Below are 16,818 nucleotides of genomic sequence, written 5' to 3'. Positions count from 1 at the left end.
AAGGGGGTTTTTAGTTTAGTTCATCCATGAAGGATCTGAAGGATTTTCACGCCATTTAAATAGCTTTTCCATCGCTTCTTCTTCAATGTATCCCGCTTCGTTTGCCGCCTCTACTAGCGTAGAGTAGTCTGTTAAAGAATAAACTTGAAGTTCTTTTTCTTTAAACAGCTGACGCGCTTTTTCCAGCTCATATGTAAAGATAGAAACAACTCCCAGTACTTCACAACCCTGCGCTTTTAATGCATCGACTGCGGTAAATACACTTCCGCCAGTTGAAATCAAATCTTCAATCACAACTACTTTTTGACCTTTTGTTACTTTTCCTTCAATTTGATTTCCTTGTCCATGTTCTTTTGCTTTGCTTCGCACATAGCACATTGGAAGCTCTAGCGCTTCACTTACCCATGCTGCATGAGGAATACCAGCTGTAGCTGTACCAGCAATCACTTCTGCATTGGCAAAATACGTTTTAATTAAATGCTGCAGACCTTTTGCAATTTCTTTTCGCACTTTTGGGTAGCTAAGCGTTAGACGGTTGTCACAATAAATAGGCGACTTAATTCCAGAGGCCCACGTAAACGGATCGTTCGGTTGAAGGCTTACTGCCTCAATATCAATTAATTGTTTTGCAATTTCTTTTCGTAGTTTTGTCATCGCGTAATACGCTCCCCTTTCCACTGCTGTAACATCTCATAATATGCTTTAAGCGGGTCTTTTGCTTTAGTAATAGAACGTCCAACCACAATGGCACTTGAGCCATATTCTCTCGCTAGCTGAGGCGTTGCTACGCGGACTTGGTCATCTACTGAATCTGCCCCCATACGAATACCCGGCGTTACGGTCAAAAAGTCCTCTCCTGCTGCTTTTCGAATCGAAGGCACTTCATGAGTAGAACATACAACGCCGTCTAGTCCGCTTTTTTTAGCAAGCGCTGCATAATGCGTAACCACTTCTTGCATCGAGTGCGTAATCAGCTGCTGCTCTTTTAGCATTTCATCCGATGTACTTGTTAGCTGAGTAACCGCAATACAATCCGGACGTTTTTTGCCAGCAGCGGTTCCTAAGTCAAGTCCTTCAACGGCTGCTTGCATCATATTCGTTCCGCCGGCTGCGTGAACGTTAACCAAATCCACTTCAAGAGAAGCCAAAGACTTCATTCCTTGCTTTACCGTATTGGGAATATCATGAAGCTTTAAGTCTAAGAAAATCTGGTGGTTTTGCTCTTTTAATGCAGAAATAATGGATAGCCCTTCTTTATAAAACAGTTCCATGCCTACTTTCACAAATAATGATTCTTGTTGAAAAGGCATTAAAAACTGCTGTACATCGTTAATTGATGAAAAATCAAGAGCAATGATTAACGGTTGCTTCACGCTTTTTCCAGCTCCTTCCGATACATTCTGAAACATGCTCGTATCCTAATGATGTTAATAGCCTTGGCAGTTCGTCAATGATGGTTGGGCATACATACGGATCGACAAAGTTTGCTGTACCAACCGCTACGGCACTTGCACCTGCATATAAAAATTCAAGTGCATCTTCAGCAGTCGTCACTCCGCCCATACCGATAATTGGAATGTTTACTTTTTGGCTCACTTCATACACCATTCGAATCGCTACCGGTTTAATTGAAGGTCCTGACAGTCCGCCTGTGCCGTTCGCTAAAACCGGCTGAGCTGTTTTCAAATCCAGACGCATCCCAAGAAGCGTATTAATCATCGTTAAGCCATCCGCGCCAGCTTCTTCAACAGCCATTGCCATGTCTACAATATTGGATACGTTTGGTGATAGTTTAACATAAACTGGAACATTTGAAACATCTTTTACCGCTTTTGTTAAACGAGCAGCGATGACAGGATCTACGCCAAACGCAATTCCGCCTTCCTTTACGTTAGGACATGAAATATTCAATTCAAGTGCTTTCACATTTGATACGGTTGAAATTTCTTTTGCTACGTGCACATATTCTTCAATTGAAGCACCGGCTACGTTCGCGATAATCGGCACATCATATTGCTGAAGCCAAACGAGCTCTTCATTCATTACTTTTTCTAGCCCAGGATTTTGTAATCCAATCGCATTTAACATTCCTGCAGATGTCTCCGCTACGCGAGGAGTTGGATTGCCAAAACGAGTTTCAGCAGTAGTCGCTTTAATCATAATGGCTCCAAGTGCATCAAGTGAATAAAATTGAGCATACTCACGCCCAAATCCAAAGCAGCCGGATGCTGGCATAATTGGATTTTTCAAATCTAATCCTGGCAATGTCGTTTTTAGCATACTCATAGAAGCACCTCCCCTGCTTGAAAGACGGGACCGTCGCTGCAGATTTTTTTATATGCCGTAGAATTTTCACTTTCCCTACATACACATGCAAAACAAGCGCCGATTCCACAGCCCATTCTTTCTTCTAAAGAAATGTAAAGCGGCTTGTTTGTATAATTATTTTCTAGTGCTTTTAACATCGGAGTTGGACCGCATGAAAACATAACGTCATATGAAAACTGCTGCTCGTCAATCACCGTTGTGACAAAACCTTTTGTTCCGTAAGAGCCGTCTACCGTTGCAATATATGTTTCTCCTAAAGCTAAAAACTCTCGCTCGTAAAATACGTCTGCTTTCGATTGAAAACCCAGGACGTGGATAACCTGCACACCTTTTTCACGAAGTCTTTTTGAAAGCTCATAGAGCGGAGGCACTCCAATGCCTCCCCCTACTAATAAAGCCGTTTGACCTGACTCTATCGCATCTAATGGAAAACCGTGGCCAAGCGGACCTAACACGTCAATCGACTGTCCGGCTTGTTTTTCGGCCAGCAGTGATGTTCCCGCCCCTTCTGCACGGTAAATCATCGTAAATTGTTCGTGCGTTTGATCAATTTCTGCAATACTTATTGGTCTGCGAAGCAGTGGCAAATAGTCGTTGTTAACGCGGATATGCACAAACTGCCCCGGCTCATTCATGAAACGAACAAGCTCGCCTTGAAGGGTTAATTCATATACATTGTGTGTTAACGGTCGCTGACTGACGACTTGCATCATTTCATGTTTGATCATACGGTTGTCACCTCTTTAGTTGGACGAACTTTTTTCATTGGCGTTGTATGGAAGCTGATCGTTTCAAGCACTCGTAAAATCGCTTCTGCTGTATCAAGTGATGTTAAGCAAGGTACGCCATTTTCAACTGCTTCACGGCGAATTTTAAATCCGTCACGCGCAGGCTGTTTTCCTTTTGTTAGCGTGTTGATGACAAGCTGCGCTTCACCTTTTCGTATCACATCTAAAAGATTGTGATCTTCATGATGAATTTTATTTACTATTTTTACGCGAATGTCTTCTTTTGTAAACGTTGAAGCTGTTCCTTCCGTTGCAATTACCTGATAGCCGATGTTAGCAAAACGCTTCGCCAGCGCTGTTGCCTCTTCTTTATCTTTATCTGCTACTGTCATAAGTACTGAACCGTACGGCTTAATGGACATACCTGACGCAATTAGTCCTTTATATAACGCTTTTTCGTACGTTGAATCTTGCCCCATTACTTCTCCAGTAGATTTCATTTCAGGTCCAAGCGTAATATCTACGCGGCGTAGTTTTGCAAATGAGAAGACCGGCACTTTTACGTACACGCCCTCTTCTTCAGGGTGCATGCCTGATTCATAGCCAAGATCTTTTAAACTTGTTCCTAAAATAACTTTTGTTGCCACATTCGCCATCGGAATACGCGTGATTTTACTTAAGAACGGCACCGTACGGCTTGAACGAGGATTTACTTCAAGAACAAACACTTCTCCTTTTGATAAGACGAACTGAATGTTAAGCAGTCCAATAATGTTTAAGCCTTTTGCAATACGTGTTGTGTAATCAATGATTGTATCTTTTACGTCCTGTGACAGAGTTTGCGGTGGATATACAGCGATGGAGTCACCTGAGTGTACACCCGCGCGCTCTACATGTTCCATGATCCCTGGAATAACCACTGTTTCACCGTCTGAAATGGCATCGACTTCAATTTCTTTTCCCGTTAAGTAGCGGTCGATTAATACAGGATGATCAGCGTGTACTTTTACCGCGTGTTTCATATAGTGAAGCAGTTCTTCTTCTTTATACACAATTTCCATTGCGCGTCCGCCTAGTACATATGAAGGACGTACAAGCACCGGATAACCAATTTCTTTTGCCACAACCACTGCTTCTTCTACGGATGTAACCGTCTTTCCAAGCGGCTGAGGTACTTCTAAACGTGCTAGCGTCGCTTCGAATTTTTTACGATCTTCCGCTGCATCTAAGCTTTCAAGCGACGTTCCTAAAATCTTGACCCCTCTTGCCTCTAGCTCATCTGCTAAGTTGATTGCTGTTTGACCACCGAACTGTACAACCACACCTTCTGGTTTTTCTAAATCGATGATATGCATCACATCTTCAATCGTCAGCGGCTCGAAGTATAATTTATCTGAAATACTGAAGTCAGTTGATACTGTTTCTGGATTGTTATTGACAATAATCGCTTCGTATCCGGCTTCTTTAATCGCCCACACGGAGTGAACCGTTGCATAGTCAAACTCAATTCCTTGCCCGATACGGATCGGACCTGATCCTAACACCACAACGCTTTTACGATCTGTAACAATCGATTCATTTTCATCTTCAAACGTGCCGTAGAAATATGGCGTTGTCGATTCAAATTCTGCTGCACATGTATCTACCGTTTTGTATACTGGCATCACGCCATTTTGTTTGCGGAAGTCGTATACTTCACGCTCTGTTTGATTCCATAGCTTAGCAATCGTGCAGTCTGCAAATCCCATTTCTTTTGCTTCCTGTAAAACTTCGACGTTATGAATCTCTTCTTTTAACACATTTTCAAAAGCAATCACTTTTTCAAGTTTTACTAAGAAGAAAAGATCGATTTTGCTCCACTCGTGAATTTGCTGAATCGTTACGCCGCGGCGAATGGCTTCTGCGACGTAGAATAATCGCTCATCGCCAGCCTTGCGAATACGTTTTTCAATAATGGCATCATCAAATTCATGCGCATCTTTCAGCTCTAAGTGATGAACGTTTGACTCTAGTGAGCGTACGGCTTTTAAAATTGACTCTTCGAACGTGCGGCCAATTGCCATTACTTCCCCTGTTGCTTTCATCTGTGTACCTAGTTTACGATTAGCTGATTCAAATTTATCAAACGGCCAGCGTGGAATTTTAGATACGATGTAATCTAGTGCCGGTTCGAAACATGCGTATGTCTTCCCAGTTACCGGGTTCATCATTTCATCTAATGTTAGCCCTACCGCAATTTTTGCTGCTAATTTTGCAATTGGATACCCTGTTGCTTTTGATGCTAAAGCCGATGAGCGGCTTACACGAGGGTTTACTTCAATTACGTAATACTGGAAGCTTTCTGGGTCTAGTGCTAGCTGAACGTTACATCCGCCTTCGATTTTAAGCGCTCGGATAATTGTGAGTGACGCATTTCTAAGCAACTGATACTCACGGTCGCTTAGCGTTTGGCTTGGTGCTACAACAATTGAATCTCCCGTATGAATACCGACCGGATCAAAGTTTTCCATATTACATACTACGATCGCATTATCGTTTGCATCGCGCATTACTTCATATTCAATTTCTTTAAAGCCTGCAATGCTTTTCTCAAGTAAGCATTGTGTTACAGGACTGTGTTTTAATCCACTTGTTACAATTTCAATCAACTCTTGCTCGTTATTACAAATTCCGCCTCCCGTACCGCCAAGTGTATAAGCAGGACGCACGATTACCGGATAGTTTACTTGTTCAACAAACGCATACGCTTCGTCTAGCGAATGAATGATTTCACTTGCTGGGACAGGCTGATTTAGTTCGTTCATTAATGAACGGAACTGCTCACGGTCTTCAGCTTGTTCAATCGCCGATAATTTTGTCCCGAGAATTTCTACATTAAATTCTTCTAAAATACCCGTTTCGTGTAATTCTACCGCTAGGTTCAGTCCCGTTTGACCGCCAAGCGTTGGAAGCAGTGCATCCGGGCGTTCTTTACGAATAATTGAGCTTACAAATTCAACCGTTAGAGGTTCAATATATACTTTATCTGCCATTTCTGAGTCTGTCATGATTGTTGCAGGATTGGAGTTCACAAGAATAACTTTGTATCCTTCTTCTTTTAGCGCAATACATGCTTGCGCTCCTGCATAGTCAAACTCTGCCGCCTGTCCGATGACGATTGGTCCTGATCCGATTACGAGAATTGTGTTAATATCTTGACGTTTTGGCATTAGCAATTACCTACTTTCTGATTGTTTTTCATAAGATCCATAAATTCGTTGAACAATCCGTTTGCATCTTCAGGCCCCGGTGATGCTTCAGGGTGATATTGAACCGTAAATGCCGGATATTCTTTATGCTTTACTCCTTCAACTGTTCCATCGTTAAGCGCAACGTGCGTCACTTCTAATGGCGTGTTGACAAGAGATGGCTCACATACTGTATAGCCGTGGTTTTGAGATGTAAGAGCTACTTTATTGGTTTTTAGATCCTTTACAGGATGGTTGGATCCACGATGACCAAATTTCATTTTTTCTGTATCTGCTCCGCATGCTAGCGCAAACAGCTGATGTCCTAAACAAATTCCGAACAGCGGAACCTTTCCTAAAACCCCTTGAATCATCTCGATTGCTTCAGGTACGTCTTTTGGGTCTCCAGGTCCGTTGCTTAACATGATGCCATCTGGATTTAATTGAAGAATTTCTTGCGCAGTTACGTTATAAGGAACCACAATCACGTCGCATTGACGAGCTGTTAATTCGCGTAAAATTCCGTGTTTCATTCCAAAGTCAACGAGTACCACTTTTTTACCTCTGCCTGGGCTTGGGTAAGGCTTCACTGTTGATACTTTTTTAACTGAATCAGTCGGAAGTTCATGATTTTGAAGCTGTGCTACCACTTCTTCTACATTGACTTCCATGTTGCATACGCGTCCGCGAAGCGCACCGTGCTGACGAATTTTCCGCGTTAATTTTCTCGTGTCGATTCCAGCTAATCCTGGAATGTCTTTTTGTTTTAAAAATTCATCTACTGATAGTTCGCTTCTGAAGTTTGAAGGAGCATCACAAATTTCTTTTACAATTAAACCGTGGACAGCTGGTTCAATGGACTCAAAGTCATCGCGGTTAATACCGTAGTTTCCGATTAAAGGATATGTTAATGTCACAATTTGTGCACAGTATGATGGGTCAGATAGAATTTCTTGATATCCTGTCATTCCAGTGTTGAAAACCACTTCTCCTGTCATTTCTTTGTCGCTGCCGAATCCTTTTCCGATAAATACTGTTCCATCTTCTAAAATTAGTTGACGTTGCATGCTTTAACATCCTCCCATACTCGTTTACCTTCTACTAATGTCATTACCGGCCAACCTTTGCATACCCAGTTAGCAAACGGCGTGTTTTTACCTTTGGATACAAATTCTTCTGGATTAATTGCTTTTTCTGTTTCAAGATCAATGATGGTTAAATCCGCTGTTTTTCCCACTTCAATCGTGCCATAAGGAAGATTGAATGTTTCAGCCGGCTTGTTTGTTAAATACGATACTAGCTGCGCTAGCGTCATTACTTCTTTTAATACCAAGTTTGTATAAAGAAGCGGGAAAGCTGTTTCAAGTCCCACAATTCCAAACGGCGCAAGCTCCATGCCTTCTGCTTTTTCGTCCGCTGTGTGCGGTGCGTGATCAGTGGCGATAAAATCAAGCGTTCCGTCTAATAAAGCTTCAATTAATGCCTGTTGATCATCTTTTCCTCGAAGCGGCGGATTCATTTTGAAATTCGAATCAAGTCCCGGGATATCTTCTTCATTTAGTAACAGATGATGAGGCGTTACTTCTGCAGTTACGCGAATGCCTGCTTTTTTCGCATCACGAATGGCGCGAATGGATTCTTTTGTACTTACGTGACACACATGGTAGTGACAGTTTGCTGCTTCAGCAAGCAGGACATCTCGTGCAATTTGAACGGCTTCGCAGATAGATGGGATACCGTTTAGTCCATGTTCTTTTGCAAATTTCCCGTCGTGTACGCAGCCTTTGTTAATTAAATCATTATCTTCACAGTGTGCAACGATTGCTTTGTTTAATGAAGCGGCTTTTTTCATCGCTTCTAGCATCATTCCTGTTGACTGAACCCCTACTCCATCATCTGTAAAAGCAAATGCTCCCGCTTCTTTTAAGCCTTCAAAGTCCGTTAATTCTTTTCCCAATTGACGAGTAGTAATCGATGCGTACGGTAATACGCGCACATGTGCTGTTTGTTCAATGCGCTTGTTTACCCACTCCATTTGTTCAACAGTATCAGGCACTGGACGCGTGTTCGGCATTGCAGCAATTGCTGTAAAACCGCCCTTTGCAGCTGCTAGAGTACCTGTTTCAATTGTTTCTTTCTTTTCTCCCCCTGGCTCACGCAAGTGAACGTGGACATCGATTAAACCCGGTGATAAGAAGTTCCCGCCTGCATCAATGACTTCTTCATTCTGTACGTCAATGTGTGAAGCTATTTCAGCAATTACACCATTTTCAATTTTCAGTTCGACTTTTTCAATTTTTCCTTCATTTAACCATGTAGCATTTTTGATAATTGTTGTCATTATTAAGTCCCCTTTCAATTGGTTGTAGCGCTCTTGCTAATACTGCCATGCGAATGTATACGCCATTTTGCATTTGTTTAAAAATTCTTGAGCGTTCACATTCAACGAGCTCATCTGCAATTTCGACTCCTCTGTTCACCGGAGCTGGATGAAGAATAATGCTATGTGATTTCATTTTCCGCTCTCGTTCAACGGTTAATCCGAAGCGGCTATGGTAGTTCTTTGCAAGCTCTGAAGTGTTCTCTTCATGCCTTTCAAATTGAATACGCAGTAGCATCACAACATCGACCGTTTCGATTGCTTCATCGATATCAAGATATGTACCGTGTCTGTTCTCTTCATCTTTCCATTCTTCAGGTCCCGCAAAATATACGGTCGCCCCTAGTTTTGTCAGCATTTCTGCATTCGATCTCGCTACGCGGCTATGTCGCAAATCTCCGACTATTGCGACTTTTAATCCTTTAAACGAGCCGAACTCTTGGCGAATTGTCAGTAGATCAAGCAGACACTGAGTTGGATGCTGACCGCATCCGTCTCCTGCATTAATGATGGGAATCGATACTTTTTCCTGCAGTGCTTCATAATAACGATCTTGCGGGTGGCGAATAACAACTGACTGAACACCGATTGAAGCTAATGTTTCAATCGTGTCATAAAGCGTTTCTCCTTTTTGGACGCTTGAAGTTGTTACTTCAAACGGAATTGTTGTTAATCCTAGCTGCTGTTCTGCCATTTCAAAGCTGCATCGAGTACGCGTGCTCGCTTCAAAAAATAAGTTGGCAACAAACATTTTCTCTTCCGGTTTCCATCCTTGTTTATTCGTTCGATAGTTTTCAGCGCTGTCTAAAATCTCTAGAATTTCATTTGTTTCTAGTGTTGAGACTGTCACTAAATGTTTCATATCGATTCCCTCCATTTTTGCTTTCCTCGCATTTCTTTATAAAAAACACCCTTTCTAACTTAGAAAGGGTGTAAGAAAACAAGCTTCGTCTATAACGCGCTTTTCACACACCCTTAGAAACCTCTCTGGATTTCAATTAAAAGGCGTTCTATGAAATTTTTCGTGCTGACGTTTGTTGAACGTTTTCTGCTTCTTTTATCTTCTCTTTCGGCAGAACTAGATTCAGCAGAACTCCCATGATAGCAGACAGTGCCATGCTATCAATCTTTACATGTTCTGAGATATCTAAGTGTGCTCCTCCGATTCCTAACACTAAGATAATCGAAGCAATCATTAAGTTTCGTTTTGATCCAAGATCTACCTTTGCATCCACCATCATGCGCAAGCCTGATGAAGCAATGATTCCGAATAAGAGAATTGAAATCCCACCCATGACCGGCGTTGGTATACTTGAAATAAGAGCGTTGATTTTGCCGACAAACCCGAACAAAATCGCGAAGACTGCTGCTCCTGCTATTACAAATACGCTAAGCACCTTTGTGATGGCTAACACTCCGATGTTCTCACCATATGTTGTGTTTGGAGGTCCGCCGATCAGCGCAGCAAGCATAGTGGCTACTCCGTCTCCTAAAATCGATCTGTGCAGCCCTGGCTTTTCAATATAGTTTCGATCCACAATCTTATTTAAAACAAGAATGTGTCCAATATGTTCTGAAAGTGTTACGACTGCTACAGGTACCATGATAAGCACAATCCCTAATGAAATGGACGGCGTGTATGTGACGAACGGCACGTAGAAGTGAGGTATTTCAATCCACTCTGCTTTCATTACCTTTGAAAAGTCTACCAATCCTTGTGTATAAGCGAAGATGTATCCGCCGATAATTCCCATCAGTACCGGAATCAGGCTGATAATGTTTTTAAAGAAGATTGAGCAAGCAACTGTTATCGCTAGTGTCACAAGCGCAACCATCAGGTAAGTTAAGCTGTAATTTCCTTTTGCATCGTTCATCGCCATGCCTACTGCTGTATTAGCTAATCCTAAGCCTATAACCATAATAACTGGTCCTACTACAACCGGAGGAAGCAGCTTCATAATCCAATTAATTCCTGTTCCTTTTATAATCAAAGCAACGATTCCATACACAAGTCCGGCTAAGAAACAGCCAACCATCGTTTCTTCAGGTCCAAACGAAGCTTTTGCGAAAATGATTGGCGTGATGAACGCGAACGATGAACCAAGGTAAGAAGGAATTTGACCTCTTGTAATGAGCAGGAAAGCAAGCGTTCCTACCCCGCTTGAAATCAAAGCAATTGCCGGGCTGAATCCGACTAGGAACGGCACTAGCACCGTCGATCCAAACATTGCAAACAAATGCTGCAGACTCAATGTTAACCAATTTACTGCTTTTGGTTTATCATGTATATCAAGTACAAAATCTCGTTGTTGACTCATATGTTTTTCCTCCTATCACTATAAAAAAACCTCTTTACGCAGAGGCAAAGAGGTTTTCAGCATACAAGGAAGACGCTATACCGCAGTATAGTTTTCCTTGTATAGTGACCCCCCTTTTGCAGCCTCACGGGACTACTATTTAAAAGGGTATATAATTTATTTTTCGTAAATAGACACGTGGTCTTTTTCGTCTACTTCCATCAAATGCACCGCAATTTTTTCACTTTTAGCTGTCGGTACGTTTTTACCAACATAGTCTGCTCGAATCGGCAGCTCGCGGTGTCCTCTATCCACTAAAACAGCCAGCTGAATGAGTTCCGGTCGACCGATATCAATTAGTGCATCAAGTGCTGCTCGAACCGTACGGCCCGTATATAACACATCGTCTACTAAGATGACGTTCTTATTTGCAATGTCTGTCGGAATATCTGATCCTTTTACGAGAGGTTCGTCATTGCTTGTCACTTTCGATAAATCATCTCGGTAAAGCGTGATGTCTAGTTCTCCGACTGGCAATGTGTTTCCTTCAATTTGTGCAATTCGTTCTGCTAAACGTTTTGCAATATAAATACCTCGCGTTTTAATCCCCACTAGCACACAATTTTCGATTCCTTTATTCTTTTCAATAATCTCATGTGCAATTCGAGTTAAAGCGCGGCGGATAGCCTGTTCGTCAAGGACGGTAGCTTTTACGTTCACTGTTTTTCACCTCAAGTTGTTGACATAAAAAAATCCTCTTGCCTTGAGGCAAGAGGATTTGGTTTTAGACATATTTCTTCAAAAAGGCTATAAGTATGCCTTTTCTGCACCGTTTCCTTCTCAGCCTCTCTGGACTGTTCTTAAAGGTTCTTATTAAGTTAATACAAGTATGCCATCACTTATGGCAGTTGTCAACTTCTTTTTTCAATAAGCTCTAGCATCTCATTAAACTCTTTTGGAGCCGGTGCTTCAAATTCCATATATTCATTTGTACGAGGGTGAATAAAGCCTAATACACCTGCATGAAGCGCTTGTCCGTCAATCGGAAGCGTTTTTTTCGGTCCGTACTTCGGATCCCCGGCAAGCGGAAAGCCAATATACTTCATGTGAACGCGAATTTGGTGTGTTCGCCCCGTTTCTAGCTTACATTCGACAAGTGAAAAATCTTTAAAACGCTGTAATACAGTAAAGTGCGTCACTGCATCACGACTGTTTTCATCAGTCACCGTCATGCTTTGACGATCTTGCTTATCTCGGCCGATTGGCGCATCAATTGTACCGTGATCGTGCGCAATTACTCCGTGAACGATAGCTTTATAGCGACGCGTCACTGTTTTAGCTACAAGCTGACTAACTAGTGATTCATGAGCTAAATCATTTTTTGCAACCATAAGTAAACCTGACGTATCTTTATCAATTCGATGAACGATCCCAGGGCGCATAACGCCGTTAATACCGGATAAATCTTTACAGTGAGCCATTAAGCCGTTTACAAGCGTGCCGCTATGATGACCTGGAGCTGGATGTACAACCATGCCGCGAGGTTTATTTACAACAAGCACATCTTGATCTTCATAATAAATATCTAAATCCATTTCTTCCGCTACCACATCAAGCTCCTCTAGTTCCGGCACTTCAATAATAATAGCGTCTCCTGTTTTACATTTATAGTTTCCTTTAACGGTTTTATCATTCACTTTTGCATGACCTTCTTTGATCCATTGCTGCACTTGTGAACGTGACCATTCTGCATTTACAGTCGAAAGTACTTTATCAATACGTTCTCCCGCTTGTTCTTCATTTATAACTGTTTCAATTACATTCATTCTTTGTGCTCCTTCTTCATTTTCCCTTCAAACAGCGTCATAATAAACATGATGATTACTCCGACGACAAGTGCCGAATCAGCTACGTTAAAAATCGGAAAATCATACGTAAAGATGTATGTATTTACGAAATCAACTACTTCTTTACGGACCACTCGATCAATAAAGTTTCCAATGGCGCCGCCTAACATTAATGCTAGCGCAATACCGAACCATTTATCTTGTTTTTTGAGCTTTTGAATATAAATTATTAAACCGACTACCACAACCACCGTAATGAGATAAAAGAACCACATCTGTCCTTGTAAAATCCCCCACGCGGCTCCTCTGTTACGATGAGAGGTAATGTAAAGAAAGTTTTCAATTACGGTGATGCTTTGTCCATAATACATTTCTTTTACAATCATCCATTTTGTTACCTGATCAATAAGTATAACAGCTAAAGCGATAAGATAATAAAACACAAACGTTTTCCTCCCGCAATAAAATCAAACGAATCCATACTAAAGCATTTTAGCACATAATTCATTTTTTTTCTCGCTTCTCACCATAAAACAAATAAATCTTCGTTTGTGCGGGCCGTCGGCATTACTTTTAATTTATGAATAGACATCACTTCGCCAGTTAGTTCATCAATTCCGAACGCACCAACGTCAAGCTTTGCTAGCGCGTGTTCTACATCTTTTAAATCGGCTTTAATCATTTCTATTACGTAACGTTCCTTTTCATCTATATAACCAGATTGTTCTGTAGCATATCTCAATAGGCGATCTTGTAATTCTTCTTTGATAAGAGCTAATTCCTGTCCAATGGAAAGATAATTTTCATACATGCAAACGCCTCCTGTGCTGATAAGATGAAGTATTAATGATGTTAGGTTTACCGAGTTTTCCATCGAATCTACAACACAAGTTTTTCCTAAGGCTTTGAATGCTTTATACCATTGTATTTGGGAATTTCGTACAGCAAAAAACACGCCCAAAAAGGACGTGCTTTTGTTCATTACTGCTGAACGTAGTGATTTTTCACAACATCCGCACAGCGTGTACATAAAGTTGGGTGATCTTGATCTTCGCCAACTGTTGGTGATACTACCCAGCAGCGCTCACACTTCTCACCTTCTGCTTTACTTACAACAATTGAAGCATAGCTGAATTTTTGTGCTTCAGCAGGCGCTTCACCTTCTGCTACCTCGAGATCTGAAACGATGAAGAGTTGACCTACATTTTCAGAAATAGAGGCTAACAGCTCTTTCGTATCTGCTGTTGGATACAGCGTTAATTTTGCTTCTAAAGACTTACCGATTACTTTTTCATTACGAGCTTGTTCTAGCGCTTTTAAGACTTCATCGCGAAGCTCCATGAACGCATCCCATTTCTCTACTAATTGATCTGCTCCTTCAATTTCTTGAACCTCTGGCATATCAACTAGCTGCGCGCTTTCTTCCGTTACGTTCGGAATGTGAACCCATACTTCGTCTGCTGTATGAGAAAGAATTGGAGACACTAATTTCGTTAACGATAATAACGTTTCATAAAGAACCGTTTGAATGCTGCGACGCTCTACATTATTTTCTGCTTCAATGTACAATACATCTTTTGCAAAGTCTAAGTAGAATGAACTCATATCAATTGTACAGAAATTATGCACTGCGTGATAAATGCTTGAGAATTCATATGAATCATAAGATTTTTTCACTTTATCAATTAATTTGTTCAGCTTCACAAGCATGTAGCGGTCTACTTCACGAAGGTCTTCAACGGCTACAGCGTCAGTTGTTGGATTAAAGTCCGCTAGGTTTCCTAGTAAGAAACGGAACGTGTTGCGGATTTTACGGTATACTTCTGCTACTTGTTTTAAAATGTTATCAGATACACGAACATCCGCTTGGTAATCTACAGAAGCTACCCATAGACGTAAAATATCCGCACCTAGTTGTTTCATTACTTTTTCTGGAATTACAACATTCCCTAATGACTTACTCATTTTGCGACCTTCACCGTCTAAAGCAAATCCGTGGCTAAGTACGCCTTTATAAGGTGCTTCACCTGTTACAGCTACACTTGTAGAAAGACTTGAATTAAACCAGCCGCGGTATTGGTCAGAACCTTCTAAATACAAATCAGCCGGACGCTGTAAGTCTTCACGCTCTTCAAGAACAGCTTGATGTGAAGAACCAGAGTCAAACCATACGTCCATGATGTCTGTTTCTTTTGTGAAACGGCCATTTGGGCTTCCTTCATGAGTAAAGCCTTCTGGAAGCAAGTCTTTTGCTTCACGCTCAAACCATACGTTTGATCCATGTTCTCTAAATAGATTTGATACGTGCTCAATTGTCTCGTCCGTAATGATTGGCTCATCATTTTCAGCATAAAATACTGGAATCGGAACGCCCCATGCACGTTGACGAGAAATACACCAGTCTCCGCGGTCACGCACCATGTTATAAAGTCGCGTTTCACCCCAAGTAGGCACCCATTCTGTTTTTTCTACTGCTTTTAATAAATCTTCACGGAAATCTTTAATAGACGCAAACCACTGTGCTGTTGCACGGAAAATTGTTGGTTTCTTCGTACGCCAGTCATGTGGATATGAGTGGGTAATGAAACTTAATTTTAACAGCGCGCCTTCTTCTTCTAGTTTGTCTGTAATCGGCTTATTCGCTTTATCATAGAATAATCCTTCAAATCCTGGTGCTTCATTCGTCATATGACCCTTACTATCAACTGGACAAAGAACTTCCAAACCATATTTTTGACCAACGATAAAGTCGTCTTCCCCGTGTCCCGGTGCTGTATGAACACAGCCAGTACCAGCATCAGTCGTTACGTGATCGCCAAGAACAACTAAAGAATCACGCTTGTAGATTGGATGTTCAGCTACCACGCGTTCAAGTTCTGAACCTTTTACTGTACGAAGTGTCTTATAGTCAGCCCATTCAATTTCTTTAGCAACTGTTTCAATAAGTTCAGTTGCTACTACATATTTTGCTCCATCTGCTTCAACTACGCTGTACTGAAGCTCGGGATTGACAGCAATCCCTTGGTTAGCTGGCATTGTCCATGGTGTTGTCGTCCAAATGATGAATTTTTCATCTTGTTCAAGCACGCCTTTACCATCTTTCACATTAAACGCTACGTAAATAGAAGCTGAACGCTTGTCATAGTATTCAATTTCCGCTTCTGCTAAAGCAGATTCACTTGAAGGGGACCAGTATACAGGTTTTAATCCTTTGTAGATATAGCCTTTTTTCGCCATATCGCCAAATACTTTGATTTGCTGCGCTTCGTACTGTGGCTGAAGCGTTACATATGGATTATCCCAATCTCCGCGTACGCCTAAACGCTTGAACTGCTCACGCTGGCCGTTTACTTGTTCCCAAGCATACTGTTCGCAAAGCTTACGGAATTCAGCTACTGTCATTTCTTTGCGGTTTACTTTTTTATTTTTTGTTAAAGCCGTTTCAATTGGCAAGCCGTGTGTATCCCAGCCTGGCACATAAGGTGCGCAGAAGCCTGACATCGACTTATAGCGAACGATAAAATCTTTTAAAATTTTATTTAAGGCATGTCCCATGTGAATATCGCCATTGGCATATGGAGGTCCATCATGCAGGACGAATAGCGGACGGCCTTCCGTACGTTTTTGTACTTTTTCATAAATATTCATTTCAGCCCACTGTTCTTGCATTTTAGGCTCGCGGTTCGGTAAATTTCCACGCATCGGAAATTCAGTTTTTGGCATCAATAATGTATCTTTATATTCCATGTTTTACCCTCCAAAAAAAAACGTAAATTTCATATCTTTTTGCACCATAACAAAAAGACCTCCTCATCCCAAAAAGGGACGAGAAGGCCTCCCGCGGTACCACCCTAGTAGATTTGCTGCACGCAAATCCTCTTTGCATTCGTAACGTGAATAAACCGCCACTGCTTACTATCATCATTTCAGCAATGGTACTCTAGGGTGATTTTCACTTTTTTGTTTGTTATCGAGCTCGCACCATCCTCGATTCGCTTTGACAAACTAAAA

14 protein-coding genes and 1 other annotated feature (1 of these 15 running past the window's edge) are annotated in these 16,818 nt (G+C 41.6%); all 14 genes read right to left on the bottom strand.

Annotated features, from left to right (window positions below; all coding sequences use genetic code 11):
- Nucleotides 1-15: 15 nt before the first annotated feature.
- The 14 genes from pyrE to ileS all read right to left on the bottom strand — a co-directional run bounded on the left by pyrE (nucleotide 16) and on the right by ileS (nucleotide 16,554).
- Nucleotides 16-654, bottom strand: coding sequence for an orotate phosphoribosyltransferase (pyrE, locus tag ACWATA_RS03360; RefSeq protein WP_029715075.1), 639 nt, complete (start codon nucleotides 652-654; stop codon nucleotides 16-18).
- Nucleotides 651-1,373 (bottom strand): orotidine-5'-phosphate decarboxylase, encoded by a 723-nt coding sequence (pyrF, locus tag ACWATA_RS03355; protein WP_028411462.1) that lies wholly within the window; start codon nucleotides 1,371-1,373, stop codon nucleotides 651-653. The genes pyrE and pyrF overlap by 4 nt, the downstream gene beginning before the upstream one ends.
- Complete coding sequence (locus tag ACWATA_RS03350) at nucleotides 1,345-2,286, bottom strand: dihydroorotate dehydrogenase (RefSeq protein WP_013058933.1); 942 nt, start codon at nucleotides 2,284-2,286, stop codon at nucleotides 1,345-1,347. The genes pyrF and ACWATA_RS03350 overlap by 29 nt, the downstream gene beginning before the upstream one ends.
- The gene (locus tag ACWATA_RS03345; RefSeq protein WP_014458391.1) at nucleotides 2,283-3,056 is read right to left on the bottom strand and encodes a dihydroorotate dehydrogenase electron transfer subunit; all 774 of its coding nucleotides are present in this window, start codon (nucleotides 3,054-3,056) and stop codon (nucleotides 2,283-2,285) included. The genes ACWATA_RS03350 and ACWATA_RS03345 overlap by 4 nt, the downstream gene beginning before the upstream one ends.
- Nucleotides 3,053-6,265 carry a carbamoyl-phosphate synthase large subunit gene (gene carB / locus ACWATA_RS03340; protein ID WP_014458390.1) on the bottom strand — a complete coding sequence of 1,071 codons (3,213 nt, stop codon included), beginning with the start codon at nucleotides 6,263-6,265 and terminating at the stop codon, nucleotides 3,053-3,055. The genes ACWATA_RS03345 and carB overlap by 4 nt, the downstream gene beginning before the upstream one ends.
- A complete protein-coding gene (locus ACWATA_RS03335; protein WP_013084840.1) occupies nucleotides 6,265-7,350 on the bottom strand; it encodes a carbamoyl phosphate synthase small subunit in 1,086 nt (361 codons plus the stop codon). Before ACWATA_RS03335 ends, carB begins: the two co-directional genes overlap by 1 nt.
- Nucleotides 7,335-8,624, bottom strand: a complete 1,290-nt coding sequence (pyrC, locus tag ACWATA_RS03330) for a dihydroorotase (RefSeq protein WP_367030997.1) — start codon at nucleotides 8,622-8,624, stop codon at nucleotides 7,335-7,337. The genes ACWATA_RS03335 and pyrC overlap by 16 nt, the downstream gene beginning before the upstream one ends.
- Nucleotides 8,587-9,525, bottom strand: coding sequence for an aspartate carbamoyltransferase catalytic subunit (locus tag ACWATA_RS03325; protein WP_028411466.1), 939 nt, complete (start codon nucleotides 9,523-9,525; stop codon nucleotides 8,587-8,589). The genes pyrC and ACWATA_RS03325 overlap by 38 nt, the downstream gene beginning before the upstream one ends.
- 148 nt (nucleotides 9,526-9,673) lie before the next feature.
- Entirely contained in the window at nucleotides 9,674-10,981 is a 1,308-nt protein-coding gene (locus ACWATA_RS03320) for a uracil-xanthine permease family protein (protein ID WP_028411467.1), read from the bottom strand.
- A 156-nt stretch (nucleotides 10,982-11,137) separates the two neighbouring features.
- Nucleotides 11,138-11,680, bottom strand: coding sequence for a bifunctional pyr operon transcriptional regulator/uracil phosphoribosyltransferase PyrR (gene pyrR, locus ACWATA_RS03315; RefSeq protein ID WP_013058940.1), 543 nt, complete (start codon nucleotides 11,678-11,680; stop codon nucleotides 11,138-11,140).
- A 191-nt stretch (nucleotides 11,681-11,871) separates the two neighbouring features.
- A complete protein-coding gene (locus tag ACWATA_RS03310) occupies nucleotides 11,872-12,786 on the bottom strand; it encodes an RluA family pseudouridine synthase (protein WP_013058941.1) in 915 nt (304 codons plus the stop codon).
- A complete protein-coding gene (gene lspA, locus ACWATA_RS03305; protein WP_013084844.1) occupies nucleotides 12,783-13,250 on the bottom strand; it encodes a signal peptidase II in 468 nt (155 codons plus the stop codon). The genes ACWATA_RS03310 and lspA overlap by 4 nt, the downstream gene beginning before the upstream one ends.
- 80 nt (nucleotides 13,251-13,330) lie before the next feature.
- A complete protein-coding gene (locus tag ACWATA_RS03300) occupies nucleotides 13,331-13,618 on the bottom strand; it encodes a conjugal transfer protein TraR (protein WP_013084845.1) in 288 nt (95 codons plus the stop codon).
- Between the two features lie 170 nt (nucleotides 13,619-13,788).
- Nucleotides 13,789-16,554, bottom strand: coding sequence for an isoleucine--tRNA ligase (gene ileS, locus ACWATA_RS03295; RefSeq protein WP_014458384.1), 2,766 nt, complete (start codon nucleotides 16,552-16,554; stop codon nucleotides 13,789-13,791).
- 71 nt (nucleotides 16,555-16,625) lie between these two features.
- Nucleotides 16,626-16,818, bottom strand: a binding site (T-box leader) (it continues 28 nt past the right edge of the window).

The organism is Priestia sp. USM5, assembly GCF_058323215.1.
Note: the sequence above shows the minus strand (reverse complement) of the source record. Positions and strands in the feature narration are given on the sequence as shown.